Source organism: Leclercia sp. LSNIH3 (assembly GCF_002935105.1).
In the GTDB taxonomy this organism is placed as follows: Bacteria; Pseudomonadota; Gammaproteobacteria; order Enterobacterales; family Enterobacteriaceae; genus Enterobacter; species Enterobacter adecarboxylatus.
Window position 1 is genome coordinate 578,635 of sequence record NZ_CP026387.1, and the last position, 20,938, is coordinate 599,572.

21 protein-coding genes are annotated in these 20,938 nt (G+C 55.4%); 13 read left to right on the forward strand and 8 right to left on the reverse strand.

Annotated features, from left to right (window positions below; genetic code table 11):
• Nucleotides 1-40 precede the first annotated feature (40 nt).
• The 4 genes from murJ to rimJ all read right to left on the reverse strand — a co-directional run bounded on the left by murJ (nucleotide 41) and on the right by rimJ (nucleotide 3,897).
• Nucleotides 41-1,576, reverse strand: coding sequence for a murein biosynthesis integral membrane protein MurJ (gene murJ, locus C3F35_RS02870; protein WP_032617526.1), 1,536 nt, complete (start codon nucleotides 1,574-1,576; stop codon nucleotides 41-43).
• A 150-nt stretch (nucleotides 1,577-1,726) separates the two neighbouring features.
• Entirely contained in the window at nucleotides 1,727-2,650 is a 924-nt protein-coding gene (locus C3F35_RS02875) for a Gfo/Idh/MocA family protein (RefSeq protein ID WP_103792935.1), read from the reverse strand.
• 2 nt (nucleotides 2,651-2,652) lie between these two features.
• On the reverse strand, nucleotides 2,653-3,303 hold the full coding sequence (locus C3F35_RS02880) for a YceH family protein (RefSeq protein ID WP_103792936.1): 651 nt from the start codon (nucleotides 3,301-3,303) through the stop codon (nucleotides 2,653-2,655).
• 9 nt (nucleotides 3,304-3,312) lie between these two features.
• Entirely contained in the window at nucleotides 3,313-3,897 is a 585-nt protein-coding gene (rimJ, locus tag C3F35_RS02885; RefSeq protein WP_032617523.1) for a ribosomal protein S5-alanine N-acetyltransferase, read from the reverse strand.
• A 389-nt stretch (nucleotides 3,898-4,286) separates the two neighbouring features.
• On the opposite strand from rimJ, the gene mdtH reads away from it, so the two are divergent.
• The 9 genes from mdtH (at nucleotide 4,287) to C3F35_RS02930 (ending at nucleotide 10,973) form a co-directional block, all read left to right on the forward strand.
• The gene (gene mdtH / locus C3F35_RS02890) at nucleotides 4,287-5,495 is read left to right on the forward strand and encodes a multidrug efflux MFS transporter MdtH (protein WP_103792937.1); all 1,209 of its coding nucleotides are present in this window, start codon (nucleotides 4,287-4,289) and stop codon (nucleotides 5,493-5,495) included.
• A gap of 106 nt (nucleotides 5,496-5,601) precedes the next feature.
• On the forward strand, nucleotides 5,602-6,162 hold the full coding sequence (locus C3F35_RS02895; protein WP_032617521.1) for a lipoprotein: 561 nt from the start codon (nucleotides 5,602-5,604) through the stop codon (nucleotides 6,160-6,162).
• A 109-nt stretch (nucleotides 6,163-6,271) separates the two neighbouring features.
• The gene (gene pyrC, locus C3F35_RS02900) at nucleotides 6,272-7,318 is read left to right on the forward strand and encodes a dihydroorotase (RefSeq protein ID WP_103792938.1); all 1,047 of its coding nucleotides are present in this window, start codon (nucleotides 6,272-6,274) and stop codon (nucleotides 7,316-7,318) included.
• Nucleotides 7,319-7,393: 75 nt separating this feature from the next.
• On the forward strand, nucleotides 7,394-7,639 hold the full coding sequence (gene dinI / locus C3F35_RS02905) for a DNA damage-inducible protein I (protein WP_032617518.1): 246 nt from the start codon (nucleotides 7,394-7,396) through the stop codon (nucleotides 7,637-7,639).
• A gap of 269 nt (nucleotides 7,640-7,908) precedes the next feature.
• The gene (gene bssS / locus C3F35_RS02910; protein ID WP_032617517.1) at nucleotides 7,909-8,163 is read left to right on the forward strand and encodes a biofilm formation regulator BssS; all 255 of its coding nucleotides are present in this window, start codon (nucleotides 7,909-7,911) and stop codon (nucleotides 8,161-8,163) included.
• Between the two features lie 117 nt (nucleotides 8,164-8,280).
• Entirely contained in the window at nucleotides 8,281-9,399 is a 1,119-nt protein-coding gene (gene solA / locus C3F35_RS02915; protein WP_103793014.1) for an N-methyl-L-tryptophan oxidase, read from the forward strand.
• 55 nt (nucleotides 9,400-9,454) lie between these two features.
• Nucleotides 9,455-9,568, forward strand: coding sequence for a YceO family protein (locus C3F35_RS02920; protein ID WP_103792939.1), 114 nt, complete (start codon nucleotides 9,455-9,457; stop codon nucleotides 9,566-9,568).
• A gap of 261 nt (nucleotides 9,569-9,829) precedes the next feature.
• Nucleotides 9,830-10,396 carry a cytochrome b gene (locus C3F35_RS02925; RefSeq protein WP_059308279.1) on the forward strand — a complete coding sequence of 189 codons (567 nt, stop codon included), beginning with the start codon at nucleotides 9,830-9,832 and terminating at the stop codon, nucleotides 10,394-10,396.
• 1 nt (nucleotide 10,397) lies between these two features.
• Nucleotides 10,398-10,973, forward strand: coding sequence for a YceI family protein (locus C3F35_RS02930; RefSeq protein ID WP_032617514.1), 576 nt, complete (start codon nucleotides 10,398-10,400; stop codon nucleotides 10,971-10,973).
• Nucleotides 10,974-11,018: 45 nt separating this feature from the next.
• On the opposite strand, the gene trhO is transcribed toward C3F35_RS02930, so the two are convergent.
• Nucleotides 11,019-12,068, reverse strand: coding sequence for an oxygen-dependent tRNA uridine(34) hydroxylase TrhO (gene trhO / locus C3F35_RS02935; protein ID WP_059308280.1), 1,050 nt, complete (start codon nucleotides 12,066-12,068; stop codon nucleotides 11,019-11,021).
• 221 nt (nucleotides 12,069-12,289) lie between these two features.
• On the opposite strand from trhO, the gene C3F35_RS02940 reads away from it, so the two are divergent.
• The 3 genes from C3F35_RS02940 to C3F35_RS02950 all read left to right on the forward strand — a co-directional run bounded on the left by C3F35_RS02940 (nucleotide 12,290) and on the right by C3F35_RS02950 (nucleotide 15,089).
• Nucleotides 12,290-13,216 (forward strand): Kdo(2)-lipid IV(A) acyltransferase, encoded by a 927-nt coding sequence (locus C3F35_RS02940; RefSeq protein ID WP_103792940.1) that lies wholly within the window; start codon nucleotides 12,290-12,292, stop codon nucleotides 13,214-13,216.
• Between the two features lie 149 nt (nucleotides 13,217-13,365).
• Nucleotides 13,366-14,616 carry a multidrug efflux MFS transporter MdtG gene (mdtG, locus tag C3F35_RS02945; protein ID WP_032617644.1) on the forward strand — a complete coding sequence of 417 codons (1,251 nt, stop codon included), beginning with the start codon at nucleotides 13,366-13,368 and terminating at the stop codon, nucleotides 14,614-14,616.
• 98 nt (nucleotides 14,617-14,714) lie between these two features.
• Entirely contained in the window at nucleotides 14,715-15,089 is a 375-nt protein-coding gene (locus C3F35_RS02950; protein WP_032617511.1) for a MysB family protein, read from the forward strand.
• On the opposite strand, the gene C3F35_RS02955 is transcribed toward C3F35_RS02950, so the two are convergent.
• The 3 genes from C3F35_RS02955 to mdoG all read right to left on the reverse strand — a co-directional run bounded on the left by C3F35_RS02955 (nucleotide 15,090) and on the right by mdoG (nucleotide 19,493).
• Nucleotides 15,090-15,317 carry a YceK/YidQ family lipoprotein gene (locus tag C3F35_RS02955; protein ID WP_032617510.1) on the reverse strand — a complete coding sequence of 76 codons (228 nt, stop codon included), beginning with the start codon at nucleotides 15,315-15,317 and terminating at the stop codon, nucleotides 15,090-15,092. It lies immediately after the preceding gene.
• 119 nt (nucleotides 15,318-15,436) lie between these two features.
• Nucleotides 15,437-17,965: a glucans biosynthesis glucosyltransferase MdoH gene (gene mdoH / locus C3F35_RS02960; RefSeq protein WP_103792941.1), complete on the reverse strand. Its 2,529-nt coding sequence runs from the start codon at nucleotides 17,963-17,965 to the stop codon at nucleotides 15,437-15,439.
• Nucleotides 17,958-19,493, reverse strand: a complete 1,536-nt coding sequence (gene mdoG / locus C3F35_RS02965; RefSeq protein WP_127472146.1) for a glucans biosynthesis protein MdoG — start codon at nucleotides 19,491-19,493, stop codon at nucleotides 17,958-17,960. Before mdoG ends, mdoH begins: the two co-directional genes overlap by 8 nt.
• Before the next feature lie 273 nt (nucleotides 19,494-19,766).
• Here mdoG and mdoC point away from each other — a divergent pair, with 273 nt between their 5' ends.
• Entirely contained in the window at nucleotides 19,767-20,927 is a 1,161-nt protein-coding gene (mdoC, locus tag C3F35_RS02975) for a glucans biosynthesis protein MdoC (protein ID WP_032617507.1), read from the forward strand.
• Nucleotides 20,928-20,938 lie beyond the last annotated feature (11 nt).

A 20,938-nucleotide genomic window follows, 5' to 3' on the forward strand; every position in this document is an offset into this window, starting at 1 on the left:
GTACCGACAGGTACTCCCCTTTTTTGCTTTAGATTTTGCTTTAGGCCGTACGGCGGGCGAACTCTTTTACCTTAAAGCCCAGCACGGCGAGGGTTGCGAAGTAGGCCACAACACCCACCACCACTACCGCCATCAGGCGCAGCAGTCGATAAGGCATCGTGCCCAGCGACCAGTCCGGCATCACGTACAGCATGCCAACCAGCGCCGCAGCCATCACCAGCACCGCAATGACCAAACGTAACAGGAAGCTCGACCATCCCGGCTGCGGGGTAAAGATCTGCTGCTTTCTCAGCTGCCAGTAGAGCAACCCGGCGTTAAGGCAGGCCGCCAGACCGATGGAGAGCGACAGACCGGCATGCTTCAGCGGGCCAATAAAGGCCAGGTTCATCACCTGCGTCATAATCAGGGTGACGATGGCAATCTTCACCGGAGTCTTGATGTCCTGACGCGAGTAGAAACCCGGGGCCAACACTTTCACCACGATCAGCCCCATCAGGCCGACGGAATAGGCCACCAGCGCCCGCTGGGTCATGGCGGCGTCAAAGGCGGTAAATTTCCCGTACTGGAACAGGGAAACGGTCAGCGGTTTGGCGAGAATGCCCAGGGCTACCGCGCTCGGCAGTGCCAGCAGGAAGCAGAGGCGCAGCCCCCAGTCCATCAGACGGCAGTACTCATCATGGTTGCCGCTGGCAAAGCTGCGGGAGAGTGACGGCAGCAGGATGGTGCCCAGCGCCACCCCCAGCACCCCGGACGGGAACTCCATCAGACGGTCGGCATAGTACATCCAGGAGACCGACCCGGAGACAAGGAACGAGGCAAAGATGGTGTTGATGATAAGGGAAATCTGGCTCACCGAGACGCCGAGGATCGCCGGCCCCATCTGCTTCACCACCCGCATCGCTCCGGCATCACGCAGGTTAATGCGCGGCAGCACCAGCATGCCGATTTTCTTCAGGTGCGGCAGTTGATACGCCAGCTGTAGCACACCCCCCACCGTCACCGCCCAGGCCAGCGCCAACACCGGCGGATGGAAGTGCGGCGCGGCGAACAGCGCAAAGCCGATCATGCTGACGTTCAGGAACGTCGGGGCAAAGGCCGGGACCGAGAAGCGGTTCCAGGTGTTGAGGATCGCCCCCACCAGCGACGCCAGCGAGATCAGCAGAATATAGGGAAACGTAATGCGCAGCAGCTGCGAGGTCAGAGCAAATTTATCGGCAGTATCGGCAAATCCTGGCGCGGTGACCATGATCACCCAGGGTGCCGCTAACATCCCGATGACCGTGACGATCGCCAGGGCAAGAGTCAGCAAGCCCGAAACGTAGGAGACAAACACCTTAGTCGCATCTTCCCCCTGTTTACTTTTGTATTCCGCCAGGATGGGGACGAAAGCCTGAGAGAATGCGCCTTCGGCAAAGATACGGCGCAGCAGGTTGGGCAGTTTAAAAGCAACAAAAAAGGCGTCAGTCGCCATCCCTGCGCCAAAGACCCTCGCCACAATGGCGTCGCGCGCAAAGCCGAGCACGCGCGAAAACATGGTCATCGAGCTGACGGCAGCCAGCGATTTTAATAGGTTCATTAATGTGAGCGTCCACTACCTGAAACAAAACGCCTGCAGAGCAGGCGTAATTTCGCCGGGCGGCGCGATGCTTACCCGACCTGGAAAACTGAAAACGCGCCTAGTCTACTCGTAAACATAGGAATTGCTATGGGCAGATGTTACAGCGAGTTATTCGCTCATGGCCTCGCGCCAGAGCTTCTCCACGATACGCTGGGCGCGGATCGCCTGTTCCCCGGAGGTTTCAGGAACCGTCTGATTTTGCACGCATTCGATAAAGTGACGCGCGCAGCCCGCAAAGCCGCGCTGTTCGAGAGTGCTTTGCCAGCCCGGGATGGCTGGCGTAATAACCCCTGCCCCCCGCTCCTCACGCCACTCGCGCATGTCGGTAATATCCAGAAGCGCACCGTCGGTCACCGCCTGGATCCACTCCCGCTGGCTGCCCGCCCGGCGGTGCATGGAGGTGGTGATTTGCACATTGCCCGTGCTGAAATGGTGCTCAGCATAGACCATCGCCCCCTGATCGTTGGTTTGCAGCGTGCCGCCGGTAAGCCGGGCATCATCCCCCGCCAGCCACAGCGCGGTGTCCACCACATGGAGATAATCATCCAGCAGGGTAAAGCGCAGATCGTTTGGCCCGATACTGTCGGCCCGGTGCTTGTCCATCCGCAGCGATGCCGCACCGGTGAGCTGCGTTTTGAGCTGCCGATAGAGGGGCGCGAAGCGGCGGTTAAAGCCGACCATCAGAGTGAGCTTCTTCTGTTCAGCGAGGTCAATGAGCCGCTCAGCGTCGGCCAGGTTGTCGGCCAGCGGTTTATCGACGCAGACATGCACGCCCGTCTGTAGCAGCTCGCTGACAACCTGATAGTGAGTGACGGTGGAGGTGTGGACAAAGACCACATCACAGTCGCGGGCCAAATCCTGTAGCGACGGATAATAAGGCATGCGCACGGACTCGCAGATCCGCAGCGCCTTATCCCGCGACGGCGACCAGGCACCCTGCAATGTCCAGTCTGTTGCAGTGCTCAGCACCGGCAGCCAGGCTTTCTGGGCGATTCCGCCCAGCCCTACAACGCCTACACGTAATTTTGTCACCGTTAATCTCCCAGATGTGCCAGCAGCGAATCGAGTCGCTGTTTCAGTTCTTCGACTTCATTTTCCAGCGCTTCAACGCGAGCCAGCAGGGTCTCATCCGCAACCGGCGCTGCGGCCTCGGGTGCCGCGTCGGCGGTGTCAACTTCACCGCTGAAAAGGTGCATATAGCGGCTCTCGCGCTTGCCTGGCTCGCGCGCCAGACGCAAAACAAAAGGCCCATCTTCACGGGTGGCAAGGCCCTCAAGCGCCTGCTCTACCTCCTGCATATCTGCGAACTCGTGCATGCGCGCGGCCCGGGTACGCAGTTCGCCAGGCGTTTGCGCCCCACGCAGGAGCAGAATGGCGATCAGCGCCACCTCAGCCGGGTTCAGCTTTAACGCGCCAAACTCGGAGTTACAAAACCGCTGTTCATATTTGGTGACGCGGTTGCCAAAGCCGCTGACGGTGCGCAGATAGTGCCGTTTTACCAGCGCATCGAGTTGCTCCTGCACTTCATGTTCAGCCAGATTCATCACCGGTTCACGGTTGGTTTTTTGATTGCAGGCCAGGGTAACGGCATTCACCGAGAGCGGATACTGTTCCGGCGTGGTGACCTGTTTTTCCAGCAGGCAGCCAATGACGCGCGCTTCTGTGGCGGTTAGTTGGTATTTCATCTCTGTTCCTTAGCGTCCTGCGCTCCACTCTTTAGTCGTCAGCGCTGTCAGAACATGATCGCGCCATTCGCCGTCAATCAACAGGTAGTCCTTGGCATAGCCCTCTTTGTCAAATCCGAGGCGCGCCAGCAGATCGCCACTGCGCTGATTGTGCGGCATATAGTTGGCCATAATGCGGTGCATATGCTGGGTGCGCTGCATATAGCGGATAGCCGAGGTTAAGGCCTCAAACATTAGCCCCTGCCCCTGCCATTTTTGCCCGATGGAATAGCCCAGGTAGCAGGCGTGAAAAGATCCCCGCACCACATTAGAAAAGTTGGCGATCCCGATGATCTCTTTCTCATCGGGGTCAAGCAGCGCAAAATAGAATGCCGAGCCTTGCTTGTGAAACTCGGCAATCATGCTCAGTCGGGCCTGCCAGCCAGAAGGATAACAGTGGCTCTCATCCCGCACGGGCTCCCAGGGTTTTAAAAACTGACGATTCTCTGCGTAGTAGTCCGCCAGACGCCAGGCATCACGCTCATGCACCAGACGAACCACCAGCCGGTCAGTCGTCAGGCGCACTTTCGGCACATTACTGCGATAGCCAAACATGGATACAACTCCTTCCAGTTACAACCTTGACCCGTTAGCTTTACTATACCTGCGCCGCTGCCGTCTGGGAAAACAGTGACATACCATTTTGAAGACTTTTCACATTTTTCGATTAAAAGCCTCAATCAAAGTACCTTTTTGATAAAAAAATATTGTCGCCTGCGCTGTGGGAAAAAACCGGGCGAGGCCGCAGAATATTAGCGCGCTCATCATCTTTATACCCTAAATAATTCGAGTTGCAGGAAGGCGGCGACGCAGCGAATCCCCAGGCGCCTACCCCAGTAAGTGACAGCGCTTGCGCTGGCCCCAAAGGGGCGAGGCCATGGGCCGAGTCATGTCAACGCACCGGCAACTTGAAGTATGGACGGGTATATTTCCCTGGAGGGGAAATGTCCCGTATCTCACACGCACGCCGTCTGGGCAAATACTTCCTGCTCGTTGATAACATGCTGGTTGTGCTCGGCTTTTTTGTCGTTTTTCCGCTAATTTCAATTCGCTTTGTCGATCAGATGGGCTGGGCGGCGCTGATGGTGGGCATTGCGCTGGGTCTGCGCCAGTTTGTTCAGCAGGGGCTGGGGGTGTTCGGCGGCGCAATTGCCGATCGCTTCGGCGCCAAACCGATGATCGTCACCGGCATGCTGCTGCGGGCGGCAGGGTTTGCCACCATGGCTATTGCCCATGAGCCATGGGTGCTGTGGGTCTCCTGCATTATTTCCGGGCTGGGCGGCACGCTGTTCGACCCGCCGCGTACGGCGTTGGTGGTCAAACTGATCCGCCCTCAGCATCGCGGACGCTTTTTCTCCCTGCTGATGATGCAGGACAGTGCCGGGGCGGTGGTGGGCGCACTGCTGGGCAGTTGGCTGCTGCAGTATGATTTTCGTCTGGTGTGCGCCACGGGCGCGGTGCTGTTTATCCTTTGCGCGGCCTTTAATGCCTGGCTGTTACCGGCATGGAAACTCTCCACCGTGAAAGCGCCGGTGCGCGAAGGGCTGGATCGGGTCTGGCGCGATAAACGCTTTATCACCTATGTGCTGACCCTGGCAGGCTATTACATGCTGGGGGTGCAGGTGATGCTGATGCTGCCAATCATGGTCAACGATGTGGCGGGCTCCGCAGCAGCGGTGAAATGGATGTACGCCATTGAAGCCTGCCTCTCTCTTTCTCTGCTCTACCCGATTGCCCGCTGGAGTGAAAAACGGTTCCGTCTTGAGCACCGTCTGATGGCGGGGCTGCTGCTGATGTCCCTGAGCATGCTGCCCATCGGCATGGTAGATTCCCTGCAACAGCTATTTATGCTGATCTGCCTGTTCTATATCGGCTCGATCATTGCCGAACCGGCCCGGGAAACCCTGAGCGCCGAACTGGCTGACCCGCGCTCGCGGGGAAGCTATATGGGCTTTAGCCGTCTTGGGCTGGCGATTGGCGGCGCGCTGGGGTATGCCGGTGGCGGCTGGTTATTTGATGCCGGAAAAGTCTTCCACCAGCCTGAGTTGCCGTGGGTCATGCTGGCGTTGATCGGGGTTCTCACCTTCTTTGCGCTGGGCTGGCAGTTCAGCCATAAACGTCGCGTGCCCGGCATTCTGGAACCCGGCACCTGATCGACGGGCAGACGCAGATATCAGTTTTTTCTGCTGGTCTGCCACTCTCTCCCCTGACATACTGGCGCGTCAGGATTGAAGCGCTGACACTATGTCGAGGAAAACCATGAAAAAATTCGTTATTGCCACTGCGTTGATCGTCAGCGGCCTGCTGGTTGGTTGTAATCAGCTCACCCAGTACACCGTCAGTGAACAAGAGATCAATCAGGCCCTGCAAAAGCGCAATAACTTTGCGAAAGATATTGGCGTCCCGGGTGTGGCCGATGCGCATATTGTCCTGACCAACCTCGCCAGCCAGATTGGCCGTGAAGAGCCGAACAAAGTGATGCTCTCCGGGGATGCAAGCCTGGATATGAACTCGCTGTTCGGCAGCCAGAAAGCCAATATCAAACTGAAATTAAAAGCGCTGCCGGTCTTCAATAAAGACCAGGGCGCAATCTATCTGCAGCAGATGGAGATTACCGACGCTGTGGTGTCCCCGGATAAAATGAAACCGGTTCTGCAAACGCTGATGCCCTACCTGAATCAGTCGCTGCAAAACTACTTCAACCACCAGCCGGCCTACATCCTGCGTGAAGACAACAGCAAGGGCGAAGCGCTGGCGAAAAAGTACGCAAAAGGGATCGAAGTGAAACCGGGTGAGATTGTTATCCCCTTCGTCGATTAACCTCTGAGGCGCTTCGGCGCCTTTTTTTGCGGAAAAGAGTGCAAACGAAAACGTTTCCCTCTATTCTTTGTGTCCGGCAAAAATCATCTCACTCAGCCGGAGCCTATCCATGACTGCACCTTCCCAGGTTTTGAAAATTCGCCGCCCAGACGACTGGCATATCCATCTTCGCGATGGCGATATGCTCAACACTGTCGTGCCGTATACCAGTGAAATTTATGGCCGCGCGATTGTTATGCCAAACCTGGTACCGCCCGTCACCACGGTCAACGCGGCGATTGCCTATCGTCAGCGCATTCTTGCTGCCGTCCCTGCCGGTCACGATTTTACCCCGCTGATGACCTGTTATCTGACCGACACGCTCGATCCAAACGAGATCGAACGCGGCTTTAACGAAGGGGTCTTTACCGCCGCCAAGCTCTATCCGGCCAACGCCACCACCAACTCCAGCCATGGCGTGACCAGCATTGATGCGATTATGCCGGTGCTGGAGCGCATGGAAAAACTGGGAATGCCACTGCTGGTGCATGGCGAAGTCACCCATGCCGAGATCGACATCTTCGACCGCGAAGCGCGTTTTATCGAGTCTGTGATGGAACCGCTGCGCCAGCGCCTGCCGGGTCTGAAAGTGGTGTTTGAACACATCACGACCAAAGATGCGGCCGAGTACGTGCGCGACGGTAACGAACTGCTGGCCGCTACCATCACTCCGCAGCACCTGATGTTCAACCGCAACCACATGCTGGTAGGCGGCGTGCGCCCACACCTCTATTGCCTGCCGATCCTCAAGCGTAATATCCACCAGCAGGCGCTGCGTGAACTGGTCGCCAGCGGCTTTGAGCGCGCCTTCCTCGGCACCGACTCTGCCCCGCATGCCCGTCACCGCAAAGAGGCCAGCTGTGGCTGCGCAGGCTGCTTCAACGCCCCTACCGCACTGGCCAGCTACGCCCAGGTGTTTGATGAGATGAACGCCCTGCAACACTTCGAGGCCTTCTGCTCCCTGAACGGCCCTCGCTTCTACGGCCTGCCGGTCAATGAGACCTACGTTGAGCTGGTGCGTGAAGAGAGCCCCGTGGTGGAGTCTATTGCGCTGACGGATGACACGCTGATCCCGTTCCTTGCGGGTGAAACCGTGCGCTGGACGGTGAAAGGTTAAAAATTGTTGGCCCCCCTGTTGTAAGTTCCACAATATGACTGTATAAATAAACAGTATATTACACAGGGGGCAACTATGCGTATCGAAGTCACCATTGCCAGAACAACTGCTTTGCCTGCTGGTGCGCTGGACGCGCTGGCGGGTGAATTTTCCCGCCGTATAAATGACTCCTTTCCCGAACGCGAAGGTGCTGTCACCGTGCGTTATGCCGGGTCTAACAATCTTTCGGTTATCGGTGGTGCCAAAGAAGATAAAGAACGCATCAGCGAAATTTTACAGGAAACCTGGGAAAGCGCTGACGACTGGTTTATTACCGATTAATTTTCTCCCTCTTTGTTTTTTTTGCCGGGTCGCCCCGGCTTTTTTTCATTTTCATAACGGAACTGCGAATAATCTGACTGACTCCATCAAAAATCATCTGCAAGATGATGTTTTAATGTTCAAACAATCCTAAAAGACACAAAAATGTCTTGCTCCCTGTTTCTTTTTCCCTTCATAAGCCTTATTTATTGATATACTGAAATTGCTTCAGAAAAACACGCATTGAACCTCACAGTCGTTGTCTTTTAACACGTATTCAGGGGGTTATGATGGAAAAGAATAATGAAGTCATCCAGACACATCCACTTGTTGGCTGGGATATCAGCACTGTAGATAGCTACGACGCACTGATGCTGCGTTTGCATTACCAGACCCCGGACCACCCTGACACCGAAGAAGCGGAGGTTGGGCAGACGCTATGGTTAACAACAGATGTTGCACGTCAGTTTATTTCTATTTTAGAAGCCGGTATTGCAAAAATAGAATCCAGTGACTACGAGGCAAATGAGTACCAGCGACATTAATGTAATGTCTCATTCTCACCCCAAAAGGCACCTCACGGTGCCTCATTTATTTCGCCCTTGTATAACCGTCCGGTCTTAATTACCCTGCTAAGCAACGAAACGCGTAAAGAGAACCAGATGAAATACGATCTAATTATTATTGGCAGCGGATCTGTCGGTGCAGCGGCAGGTTATTACGCAACCCGGGCGGGGCAAAACGTACTAATGATTGATGCCCATATGCCGCCGCATACCGAAGGCAGCCACCACGGCGACACCCGCCTGATGCGTCATGCTTACGGAGAAGGTGAACGCTATGTGCCGCTGGTATTGCGTGCGCAGGCGCTATGGGATGAACTGGCCCAAATCAGCGGTGAGCCGGTCTTTGAACGCACCGGCGTCGTCAATCTCGGGCCGTCTGAGTCGTCCTTCCTGGCAAACGTTGAGCAAAGCGCCCGTCAGTTCAATCTTAACCTTGAGCGGCTTGACGCGGCGGCGGTGATGAAACGCTGGCCTGAAATTCAGGTGCCCGAGGGCTATATCGGTCTGTTTGAAGCCGAATCCGGTGTGCTGCGCAGCGAACTGGCGATAAAAACCTGGATTGCACTGGCGAAAGAGGCTGGCTGTGCGCAGCTGTTTAACTGTCCGGTCAACGCGATTACGCATCAGGACGACGGCGTCACCGTCGAAACGCCCGAAGGCCCATACCGCGCCAATCGCCTGCTGGTGAGTGCTGGCACCTGGGTGTCGCGTCTGGTGCCAGACCTGCCGATCCAGCCTGTGCGCAAGGTTTTCTCCTGGTTCCAGTCCGACGGCCGTTACAGCCACCAGAATCACTTCCCGGCGTTCACCGGCGAGCTGCCTGACGGGGATCAGTTCTACGGCTTCCCGTCGGAAAAAGATGCATTGAAGATTGGGAAACACAACGGCGGGCAGGTGATTAACTCCCCGGAAGAGCGCAAGCCGTTTGGTGCTTACCCTGGCGATGGCTCCGAAGCGTTCAAATTCCTGCGCAACATATTGCCGGGTATTGGGGGCCTGTTATATGGCGCAGCCTGTACCTATGACAACACGCCGGACGAAGATTTCATCATCGACACCCTGCCGGGTCACGACAATACGCTGCTGATCACCGGCCTGAGCGGTCACGCGTTCAAATTCGCCAGCGTGCTGGGTGAGATTGCCGCGCAATTCTCTCAGCAGATCGCCCCGCCATTTGATCTCACGCCTTTCTCCCTGTCGCGCTTTAGCCGATAATGCTGTCAGGCTTCGGGTTGCCGAAGCCTTTCTTCCTTTTATTATCGGTATCCTCATGCGTCGTATTGTGAATTATCTGGTCAATAATATTCGCGAGCATTTAATGCTCTATATTGTGCTGTGGTCGTTACTGGCGATCCTCGATATTCTGTACATTGTATTTTTCTGATGAGATATATTGACACAAATTGACAATTCTTCAGATAACTATAATTTCAGAATAAATTATTTGAACATCATAAATTTGTCATAACCCGCCTATGAACAGCATTCCTACAAACCATTAACAACCACATTGACTATCAATATCAACATTCATTCGAAAATACTGAACAACAAAAAACTAATAATGAATATCTGTAAATATCATTTGCATTAATGTTTCACCCACGCCATTTTTAGCGCTCGCTAATTAATTTTGGTATTCACAATGCAGGTGCGTAATTCCCCCACACGCTATGGCGTTATTTCCATGAGTTTACATTGGCTGATGGCTATTGCGGTATATGGCATGTTTGGCCTTGGATTATGGATGGTTACTCTCAGCTATTACGATGGCTGGTATCACCAGGCACCGGAGCTGCATAAAAGCATCGGCTTTATGTTAATGCTGGCGCTGGTGGTGCGTCTGCTGTGGCGCCACTACTCCCCGGTTCCCCCGGCGCTGAAAAGCCAGTCACGCGCCACGCGCCTGACCGCCGCTGCGGCGCATGTTGCTCTGTACGCGGTGCTGTTCGCCATTCTCATCAGCGGCTATTTAATTTCCACTGCTGACGGCAAGCCAATCAGCGTCTTCGGTCTGTTTGACGTCCCTGCCCTGTTGGCCGATGCCGGAGCGCAGGCCGATCTGGCCGGGACTGTTCATCTGTGGCTGGCCTGGGGCGTGGTCTCGTTATCTGCACTGCATGGTCTTGCGGCCATCAAACACCACTTTATCGACAAAGACGCCACCCTGACACGTATGTTGGGCAAAGCGTCACCTGACTCTGGAGCATAAAATGAAAAAAAGCCTGCTGGGATTAACCTTAGGTTCTCTGCTGTTCACCACCGGTGCCGCGGTAGCAGCCGACTACAAAATTGATAAACAAGGTCAGCACGCCTTTGTGAACTTCCGCATCCAGCATCTGGGCTACAGCTGGCTGTACGGCACCTTCAAGGATTTCGACGGGTCCTTCACGTTTGATGAGAAAAATCCGGCGGCCGATAAGGTGAATGTCACCCTGAACACCAACAGCCTGGATACCAACCACGCCGAGCGCGATAAGCACCTGCGCAGTGCGGATTTCCTTAACGTTGCGAAATACCCGCAGGCCACCTTTACCTCTACCGAGGTGAAAAAAGAGGGTGAAGATCTGGATATCACCGGCAATCTGACGCTGAACGGCGTGACCAAGCCGGTTAAGCTGGATGCAAAACTGATTGGTCAGGGTGATGATCCGTGGGGCGGTAAACGTGCTGGCTTTGAAGCGACAGGTAAAATCCATCTGAAAGACTTCAACATCACGACCGATCTTGGCCCGGCGTCGCAGGACGTGGAACTGATTATTTCAGTGGAAGGGGTTCAGCAGAAGTAATGCCCTCGCCCGGTCAGCATCCTGCGACCGGGCAAGGTTTTAGCGTTATTCCGGGTCAGGAATACCCAGACGGGTGTTCAGACGCCCACGCGACTTATTGAAGATCTTATTGCCATTCTCGCGACCGGCACGGCGGCGGCGCTGCTCCTCTTCCGGCAACATGCTCTCCTCGCTACACAGCTCGCTGCAACAGCCGTTGAACTTCTCTGCGCAGGACGGGCACTGAATAAACAGCAGGTGACAACCGTCGTTTTTGCAGTTGGTATGGGTATCGCAGGCGGTGCCGCACTGATGACAATGGGCGATCACATCGTCAGAAATACGCTCTCCCATCCGCTCATCAAAGACGAAGTTCTTACCGATAAAGCGTACCGGCAGCCCTTGCTCACGCGCGCGACGGGCATACTCAATGATCCCGCCCTCGATATGCCAGACCTTGTTGAAGCCTTTGTGTTTCATGTACGCGCTGGCTTTTTCACAGCGGATCCCCCCGGTGCAGTACATGACAATTTTCTTGTCCTTATGCTCCTGCATCATCTCAACCGCTTTTGGCAGTTGCTCACGGAAAGTATCCGCCGGGATTTCGAGCGCGTTTTCAAAGTGGCCCACTTCATATTCGTAGTGGTTACGCATATCGATAAACACGGCGTCGGGATCGTCAAGCATGGCGTTCACATCGGCCGCTTTCAGGTATTCGCCCACATCGCTGGCGTTAAACGTCGGATCGTCAATGCCGTCGGCCACAATGCGTTCACGCACTTTCAGGCGCAACACCCAGAAGGATTTACCGTCATCATCGAGCGCCACGTTCAGGCGCAGGCCATCCAGCGCCGGATCGAAGGCGTACAGAAATTCCCGCAAGGCGTCGACTTTGCTCTCTGGCACGCTGATCTGAGCGTTAATGCCTTCATGGGCCAGATAAATACGGCCAAAGACGTTCAGGGCGGTTAACGCCTTGTACAGCGCGTCGCGCGTCGCCTGTGGGTTAACGATAGTGAAGTATTTATAGAACGAGATCGTCGTGCGCGGTTCGGTTTCAGCCAACATACGCGCTTTCAGCTCTTCGTTCGAAATGAGGTTGTGTAACACTGGCATGGTGTACGGTTCCTGCAATCGTAGTGAGAATGAAAATCGGGCGGCATCATATAGCAAACAATGAGAATTTACATCCCCTCATTTTGCGCTACATTTCTCACCTCAAAATGCGCAGAGCATAACAATTGCGGCTTCAATGAACATTTCGCTGCTATGCGTTTTGGATATGAAACGAATAATGCGACAATCTGCCGACAGGACGTATCAAAAACAGGAATGACATGACTCAATTACCTAAATTTTCCATTGCGCTATTACATCCTCGTTACTGGCTGACCTGGGCTGGCATCGGTTTATTATGGTTACTGGTGCATCTGCCCTATCCCGTGATCTACCGTCTTGGCTGCGGCATGGGTCGCCTGGCGATGCGCTTTATGTCACGCCGCGCCTACATTGCCCGACGCAATCTGGAACTCTGTTTCCCGCACATGAGCGAGCAAGAGCGTCACGAGATGGTCGTGAAGAATTTTGAATCCGTCGGCATGGGGCTGATGGAGACAGGCATGGCGTGGTTCTGGTCAGACAAACGCATGGCGCGCTGGACCGAAGTGACCGGCACCGGAATGGAGCCTGTACATCAGCTTCAGGCGCAAAAAACGGGCGTACTGCTGATTGGCGTCCATTTTCTGACCCTTGAGATCGGCGCGCGGATGTTCGGCATGCAGGCTCCCGGCATCGGTGTCTATCGCCCGAACGATAATCCGGTGATCGACTGGCTGCAAACCTGGGGTCGGATGCGCTCCAACAAGAGCATGATCGACCGTAAAGACCTTAAGGGGATGATCCGGGCGCTGAAATCCGGCGAGGTGATCTGGTATGCGCCGGACCATGACTACGGCCCTGGCGCCAGCGTCTTTGTACCGTTTTTTGCCGTTGATGAAGCGGCCACCACCACCGGCACCTGGACACTGGCCCGCCTGTCACAGGCAGCCATTGTCCCCTTCGTACCGCGCCGGAAGGCCAACGGTAAAGGCTATGAGCTGATGATGCTGGAACCTGAGTGTTCTCCGCCTCTGGACGATGCGAGAACCACCGCAGCGTGGATGAATGAGGTGGTTGAGAAGTGCATCCTGCTGGCACCTGAACAGTATATGTGGCTGCACCGCCGGTTTAAAACCCGCCCTGAAGGGGTGCCTTCCCGCTATTAATGTCTTCTCCTGCGGCCTGACCGGCCGCATCTCCCCTTTGACGTATGATGCTTTCCCACATTGCAGCAACCATCACCCAGGCGCATAATTAGCAGGCTTATTAATTCCTTCAAATAATGATGCCGCTGCGCATCATAACGCGGGTAGCTATGTCTCCTTCAGAAACGCCAATAAACTGGAAGCGCAACCTTATCGTAGCCTGGCTGGGCTGCTTTCTTACGGGAGCCGCCTTTAGCCTGGTGATGCCTTTCCTGCCGCTGTATGTCGAACAGCTGGGCGTCAGCGGCCACAGCGCCCTTAACATGTGGTCCGGGCTGGTGTTCAGCATTACCTTCCTCTTCTCCGCCATCGCGTCGCCATTCTGGGGTGGGCTGGCGGATCGCAAAGGGCGTAAAATCATGCTCCTGCGTTCGGCGCTGGGCATGGCAATTATTATGTTGCTGATGGGGATGGCGCAAAACATCTGGCAATTTCTGATCTTACGCGCCGTGCTGGGGCTACTGGGCGGATTTGTGCCCAATGCCAATGCGCTTATCGCCACGCAAATTCCCCGCAACAAAAGCGGTTGGGCGTTAGGAACACTCTCCACCGGCGCTGTAAGCGGCGCCCTGCTTGGCCCGCTGGCCGGAGGATTACTGGCAGACAGCTACGGCCTGCGCCCGGTATTTTTCATCACGGCGGTCGTCCTGTTTGCCTGCTTCCTGCTGACCTTTTTTTGCATCCGGGAAAATTTCACCCCCGTACCCAAAAAAGAGATGCTGCACGCCCGTCAGGTGTTTGCCTCGCTGAAAAATCCCCGTCTGGTGCTCAGTCTGTTTGTCACCACCCTGATCATTCAGGTGGCAACCGGGTCCATTGCGCCGATCCTGACCTTGTACGTCCGTGACCTTGCGGGCCACGTCAGCAACATCGCCTTTATCAGCGGCTTAATCGCCTCTGTCCCTGGCGTGGCCGCCCTGATCAGCGCCCCGCGGCTGGGGAAACTGGGGGATCGCATCGGCCCGGAAAGGATCCTGATTGTCGCGCTGGTGATCTCCGTTCTGCTACTTATTCCGATGTCTTTCGTGCAATCGCCGTGGCAACTGGGCGTGCTGCGCTTTTTACTCGGGGCAGCCGACGGTGCCCTGCTGCCCGCCGTACAGACCTTGCTGGTCTATAACTCCACCAACCAGATTGCCGGGCGTATCTTCAGCTATAACCAGTCGTTTCGTGATATCGGCAACGTCACCGGCCCGCTTCTCGGGGCCGGTATTGCAGCCAGCTACGGCTTTCGCGCAGTGTTTATTGTCACCGCCTGCGTGGTGATGTTTAACGCTTTTTACTCCTGGATCAGTTTGTCGCGCGCCGTCCGGCAGCCACGGGCTGTTGCTACGCCGGATAAGGTATCTGCGCCTGATTAAGACAACTCCGTGAATGCTTTTACGGCTTTCATACTTGCAATCATGGAGAATCAGCTATTCTTTCCCTGAACACCATGTCAAATCACAGGGAGACGCCGATGACTATGTTTGCCACTCTAGAGGAAGCGATTGATGCCGCGCGCGAGGAGTTCCTCGCTGATAATCCCGGCATTGAGGAAGATGACGCGAATATTGAGCAGCTCAATATTCAGAAATATGTCATGCAGGATGGGGACATTATGTGGCAGGCCGAATTCTTTGCCGATGACGGTGAAGATGGCGAATGCCTGCCGGTGCTGACCGGTGAAGCGGCCCAGGCAGTGTTTGATGGCGATTATGACGAGATTGAATTGCGTCAGGAGTGGCTTGAAGAGAACACCCTGCACGAATGGGATGAGGGTGAGTTTCAGCTCGAGCCGCCGCTGGATACCGAAGAGGGCCAAACTGCAGCGGATGAGTGGGATGAGCGTTAATTACTCATAAGGCCCATGATGAGCGTCGATGGGCAGTAGCAGGGTGTCGAAAACCAGCGAGAATGGCAGATCCAGCACCGTCAGGTAACGCCATGCGGAGTCGCGAACGTCCCACTGCACGCCCGGGTAGTATTGATTGCCGTGTCCCTGTCCAGGGATGGTCCGGCTGATAATACTTCCGCAGCCGCTCAGTAATAGCGCCATCGTAATGACGATGAAAAATCGCATCCAGTACCTCAAAAGATAAAAATACCGGCTCGAGAGCCGGTATTTATTTGCCCCGCTACGCGTCGCCTGCACGGGCCTGCAGATTCACAGGCCAGTCAGGCATAGCGCCACTCTGCGTATTACTTCGCTTTTAACGCCTTCGGATTCATCTTCAAGGTCTGGTAATAGTTCACCCATGAAGAGTATTTCTCCGGGGCAGACCAGACACGATAATGCAGGCGCGACATGGTGACCGGGTCGCTCAGCAGCACCAGACGACGATCGCGGTTCAGCTTCTCTGGCGTCTCGTTCAGCGCCTGTTCAACGTGACGATCGCGGGCGATCTCCAGCACGCGGCTGGCACGGTGACGGGCAGTCGCCATGGCGGTGGCCAGGGCGTTGAAGGACGGGTTAAACACCGCGTGCATAAACCCATCGTCCAACGAACGGCTGCGGTTGAGTTCCAGATACTTGTCGGTATCCACCAGCACCTGCGGCGGAGAATACTCTTCCGGGATCAGGAACAGCTTCCAGCGTTTGGTGCGCAGCCCGATCGTTGAACGGCTGGAGAACACCGACACAAACGGCGACAGGATCAGCGAGAACACAATCGGTGCCAGCCAGAACAAGAAGCGCAGATCCAGCCACGCCATCCCGACAGCCCACACAAGGCCGAGCAGCATTTGCGAGCCGTGACGCATAAAGGCTTCACCCCATGGGGTGGAGTCATCATCACGCTGCGGCGAGTTCCAGACCACTTCCCAACCGAGGAACGCACTGACCACGAAAACGGTGTGGAACAGCATACGTACCGGTGCAAGCAGCACTGAGAACAGCACTTCCAGCAGCAGGGAGAGCGTTACGCGGAAGAAGCCGCCATACTCTTTCGAGCCTTTACACCAGATCAGCACGATACTCAGCAGCTTCGGCAGGAACAGCAGCACCATTGTCGACGCAAAGAGCGCAATCGCCAGTTCAGGACGCCACTGCGGCCACACCGGGAACAGCTGACGCGGTTGCAGGAAGTACTGCGGCTCGGTCAGGGCGTGGACGACCTGCAACGCGGTCGACAGGGCCAGGAACATGAACCACAGCGGCGCGGAGAGATAGGACATCACGCCGGTCAGGAACACGGCACGGTGTACCGGGTGCATCCCTTTGACGAGGAACAGGCGGAAGTTCATCAGGTTGCCGTGACACCAGCGGCGGTCACGCTTCAGTTCATCCAGCAGGTTCGGCGGCAGCTCTTCATAAGATCCCGGCAGGTCGTAGGCAATCCACACCCCCCAACCGGCACGACGCATCAGCGCCGCTTCCACGAAGTCATGCGACAGAATCGAGCCAGCGAACGAGCCTTCACCCGGCAGCGGTGCCAGCGCACAGTGCTCGATGAACGGCTTCACGCGGATGATAGCGTTGTGCCCCCAGTAGTGGGACTCGCCCAACTGCCAGAAATGCAGACCGGCAGTAAACAGCGGCCCATATACGCGGGTTGCAAACTGCTGGCAGCGCGCATACAGCGTGTCCATGCCCGATGCTTTTGGCGAAGACTGGATGATCCCGGCATTCGGGTTGGCTTCCATCAGACGTACAAGGCCAGTCAGGCAGTCACCGGTCATCACCGAGTCGGCATCCAGCACCACCATATAGCTGTACTGATTGCCCCAGCGACGGCAGAAGTCATCGATATTGCCGCTTTTACGCTTCACACGGCGACGGCGACGACGGTAGAAGATCTGTCCTTCGCCCTGCACTTCGGCGATCAGCTCCATCCAGGCTTTCTGTTCCGCCATGCAAATGTCGGGGTTGTAGCTGTCACTCAGAATGTAAACATCGAAGTGTGCGGCGTTCCCGGTGGCCTTTACCGACTCCCAAGTGGCGCGCAGGCCAGCGAAAACACGATCCACGTCTTCGTTACAGATAGGCATGATCAGCGCAGTACGGTGCTCAGGATTGAGAGGTTCATCCCCCACCGTTGACGCAGAGATGCTGTATTTGTCCCGACCTATCAGCAGCTGTAAAAAGCCCATCAGCGCGGTCCAGAAACCGGCCGATACCCAACAGAAAAGGATGGCAAACAGCAGCAGGATGCCGCTTTGCAGCACATACGGCAGGATCTGCATAAACGAAACCAGCAGATCCTGGCCGAACATATCGGCCGGATTGATCAGCGCCCAGCCCTGGTAAGGCAGAATGGTTTTCATATACCAGGTGGCGACGACGGTCTGCGCGATGGTCAGCAGCAGCAGGATGTAGCGGCGAATGCTGCCGACAGTACGCCATTTTTCCTCACTGGCCTGTTGCTCTTTGGTCAGGCGGGAAAGATAGCGCGGGGTCACGTCACGGCCACGCAGGCGATCCCAGAAACGGCCTACCGGGTTGGTACGCCAGGGATCCGGGAACATAGAGGAGCGCGTGGCTTTCGGCATGGCCTCAAGCTGGGTACGCCCTTCGTCATCGCGAATCAGCTGGCCTTCGGCCAGTGAGTCGGGCCAGGCCTGCTCAAGGCGGCTTTTAACCGAGCCAAGCGGGGTATCATCTTCACGGGTAAACGCGTGATGATCGGCATCCAACGCGGTATGCACCTCGCTGATGTCACCCTTCGGCAGTGCCGCCTTCTCGATATCGGTCAGCGGCATGGCATCGATATACTCAGTTATCTTATTCATTGGCAGGTAGCTGATAGCTCCAGGTTTCACTCAGCGGCTGGTCAGCGTTCACCAGGGCGGCGCGCATCTCAGTCGGTTGTTTCGCGTCTTTCAGTTTCACACGCAGGGTTAAACGCCAGCCTTTGGTGACCGGGTTATAACGCACGCTGTTTTCAACGATTTCACCGTTATCACCGATGCTCGCCTGCGCGGTGACCGGGGTCTCCGGCGCCAGTTTACTCATCTCCTGACCGGTGAAGTCCACCACGAAAGCGATAGTGCCATCCGGCTGACGGATCAGATTCGACTGTTTCACATCGCCGGTGGAACGGCGGGTCTGCAGCACATACGCGCTTTCTGGCGCATGCAGCTTGTCTTCGTCGCGGCTCATGGTGATGGAGTAGTTAAAGTTCATCTCTTTACCGGCTTCCGGCAGCTGATCCGGCGTCCAGTAAGCGACGATGTTGTCGTTGGTTTCGTCGTTGGTTGGGATCTCCACCAGCTCCACTTTACCTTTGCCCCACTCGCCTTTCGGGGTGATCCACGCGCTTGGACGCAGATCGTAACGATCGTCCAGATCTTCAAAGCGGGAGAACTGACGACCACGCTGCAGCAGGCCGAACCCTTGTGGGTTTTCCATGCTGAAGCTGCTTACCGCCAGGTGTTTCGGATTGTTCAGCGGACGCCAGATCCACTCGCCGTTCCCGGCCAGGATCGACAGACCGTTAGAATCATGCAGTTCCGGGCGGAAATTGGTGGCTGGTGAAGGCTGGTTAGGCCCGAACAGGAACATACTGGTCAGCGGTGCCACGCCCAGTTTGCCCACTTTATCGCGCAGATAGACTTTTGACTGCACATCAACCACGGTGTCGCGGCCCGGAATGATGGTAAAGCGATAGGCACCGGTCGCACGAGGGGAGTCCAGCAGCGCATAAATGGTCAGGCGTTTGTCGGTCGGTTTTGGACGCTCAATCCAGAACTCGCGGAAACGAGGGAACTCTTCCCCGGAAGGCAGCGCAGTATCGATCGCCAGACCGCGTGCAGAGAGGCCATATACCTGGCCACCACCGATGACGCGGAAATAGCTTGCCCCCAGCATGCTGACAATTTCGTCGTTCTTATCTTTACTGTTGATGGGGTAAAGCACTTTAAAGCCTGCAAAGCCCAGGTCTTTTACGGTGTCTTTATCGTGTTGCACATTGCCGAAATTAAAATAGTCCGGGCTGTATTTGATTTTGCGTACCGCGTTGGATGTCACTTCATTAATGGTGACAGGCGTGTCGAAGTACATCCCCTGATGATAAAACTCAAGCTTGAACGGGGTTTTGATCTTATTCCAGTACGCTTTATCGTGATTAAACTGGATCTGCTGATAGTCCGCATATTTCATATCGCGGAAAACGGAGGGCAAGTTACTTTTTGGCGCTTCGTACCCCTTACCTGCCATCGATTTTGCCTGTTTTGCGACGTCGTCGATGGTAAAGGCCAGGGCCGATGAGGTATACAGAGACAACAAGACGGCTGCCCCTAACCAACGCATTTTCATCATTTGTGGTTTATGTTTCATAATAAGTAAGCACTTCCCCCTTTGTGTGCTTATATCGATCCGATCCATTTTAATGGAAAATCAGGCATTCCGACAACATAATCACCGCTTTGTTCAGCGTGCTGGCTCATGGAGTAAGCAAGTGAAAGTAACCCGTATTCACTTTGCGTGCTTATCCTGGAGACAGTCTGTCGGACTTCGTGTAGGGTTGGCCCCGAATGTAACCACTATTGGTCTTAGGGATAAGGCGATAAGTCTGAGAATGCATAACGCACTATGAGTACCGTACCCGCACAACGCGAATATTTCCTTGATTCTATTCGGGCCTGGCTCATGCTGCTGGGGATCCCGTTTCACATCTCCTTGATCTATTCGAGCCACGTCTGGCATGTCAATAGCGCCGAGTCCTCATGGTGGCTGACGCTGTTTAACGACTTTATTCACTCATTCCGAATGCAGGTCTTTTTTGTTATTTCGGGTTATTTTTCTTACATGCTGTTCTTGCGCTACCCGCTAAAGCGGTGGTGGAAAGTGCGCGTGGAGCGCGTCGGTATTCCGATGCTCACCGCCATTCCCCTGCTGACGCTGCCGCAATTCATTATGCTGCAATATGTCAAAGGCAAAGCGGACACCTGGCATACCCTGTCGCTGTACGAAAAATACAACACTCTTGCCTGGGAGCTGGTCTCGCACCTGTGGTTCCTGCTGGTGCTGGTGGTGATGACCACGGTTAGCCTGTGGGTGTTCAGCCGCATGCGCCACCGTCTTAGCACCCAATCAGGGACACTTCTCGCGGACATCACCTGGGGCAAACTGTCGGTCCTGTTTTTACTGCTGGGTATTGCCTATGCCGCCCTGCGCCGCACGCTGTTAATCGTTTATTCGCCGATCCTCAGCGATGGCCTGTTCAATTTTGTGGTCATGCAGACCCTCTTCTATCTGCCTTTCTTTGTTATTGGCGCCCTGGCGTTTGTCCATCCCAAACTGAAAGCCCTGTTCACCACGCCATCGCGCGGCTGCACCCTTGGCGCGGCACTGGCGTTTGTCGCCTATCTGCTGAATCAGCGTTATGGCAGCGGCGATGCATGGATGTATGAAACCGAAAGCGTGATTACTATGGTGTTGGGACTGTGGATGGTGAATGTGGTCTTTGCGCTGGGGCATCGGCTGCTGAACTTTAAATCCGCGCGCGTCACCTATTTCGTTAATGCGTCGTTGTTCATTTATCTGGTGCATCATCCGTTGACGCTGTTTTTCGGCGCCTACATCACGCCGCATATCAGCTCAAACCTGCTGGGCTTTATCGCCGGACTGGTGTTTGTGGTCGGGATCGCGATTGTGCTATATGAAATTCATCTGCGTATTCCGCTGCTGCGCTTTTTATTTTCCGGTAAACCGGCCAGCAAACCCGCCAATTCTCCGCAGACCACCAGCTAAACCTTTGTGCG

Coding starts and splice junctions, on each gene's coding strand:
- C3F35_RS02925 (WP_059308279.1), top strand. CDS start 9,830: ATGCAGGTGCGTAATTCCCCCACACGCTATGGCGTTATTTCCATGAGT.
- mdtG (WP_032617644.1), top strand. CDS start 13,366: ATGTCTCCTTCAGAAACGCCAATAAACTGGAAGCGCAACCTTATCGTA.
- C3F35_RS02880 (WP_103792936.1), bottom strand. CDS start 3,303: ATGAAATACCAACTAACCGCCACAGAAGCGCGCGTCATTGGCTGCCTG.
- C3F35_RS02955 (WP_032617510.1), bottom strand. CDS start 15,317: ATGCGATTTTTCATCGTCATTACGATGGCGCTATTACTGAGCGGCTGC.
- pyrC (WP_103792938.1), top strand. CDS start 6,272: ATGACTGCACCTTCCCAGGTTTTGAAAATTCGCCGCCCAGACGACTGG.
- murJ (WP_032617526.1), bottom strand. CDS start 1,576: ATGAACCTATTAAAATCGCTGGCTGCCGTCAGCTCGATGACCATGTTT.
- C3F35_RS02895 (WP_032617521.1), top strand. CDS start 5,602: ATGAAAAAATTCGTTATTGCCACTGCGTTGATCGTCAGCGGCCTGCTG.
- mdoG (WP_127472146.1), bottom strand. CDS start 19,493: ATGATGAAAATGCGTTGGTTAGGGGCAGCCGTCTTGTTGTCTCTGTAT.
- C3F35_RS02950 (WP_032617511.1), top strand. CDS start 14,715: ATGACTATGTTTGCCACTCTAGAGGAAGCGATTGATGCCGCGCGCGAG.
- dinI (WP_032617518.1), top strand. CDS start 7,394: ATGCGTATCGAAGTCACCATTGCCAGAACAACTGCTTTGCCTGCTGGT.
- C3F35_RS02920 (WP_103792939.1), top strand. CDS start 9,455: ATGCGTCGTATTGTGAATTATCTGGTCAATAATATTCGCGAGCATTTA.
- bssS (WP_032617517.1), top strand. CDS start 7,909: ATGGAAAAGAATAATGAAGTCATCCAGACACATCCACTTGTTGGCTGG.
- mdoH (WP_103792941.1), bottom strand. CDS start 17,965: ATGAATAAGATAACTGAGTATATCGATGCCATGCCGCTGACCGATATC.
- rimJ (WP_032617523.1), bottom strand. CDS start 3,897: ATGTTTGGCTATCGCAGTAATGTGCCGAAAGTGCGCCTGACGACTGAC.
- mdoC (WP_032617507.1), top strand. CDS start 19,767: ATGAGTACCGTACCCGCACAACGCGAATATTTCCTTGATTCTATTCGG.
- trhO (WP_059308280.1), bottom strand. CDS start 12,068: ATGCCAGTGTTACACAACCTCATTTCGAACGAAGAGCTGAAAGCGCGT.
- mdtH (WP_103792937.1), top strand. CDS start 4,287: ATGTCCCGTATCTCACACGCACGCCGTCTGGGCAAATACTTCCTGCTC.
- C3F35_RS02940 (WP_103792940.1), top strand. CDS start 12,290: ATGACTCAATTACCTAAATTTTCCATTGCGCTATTACATCCTCGTTAC.
- C3F35_RS02930 (WP_032617514.1), top strand. CDS start 10,398: ATGAAAAAAAGCCTGCTGGGATTAACCTTAGGTTCTCTGCTGTTCACC.
- solA (WP_103793014.1), top strand. CDS start 8,281: ATGAAATACGATCTAATTATTATTGGCAGCGGATCTGTCGGTGCAGCG.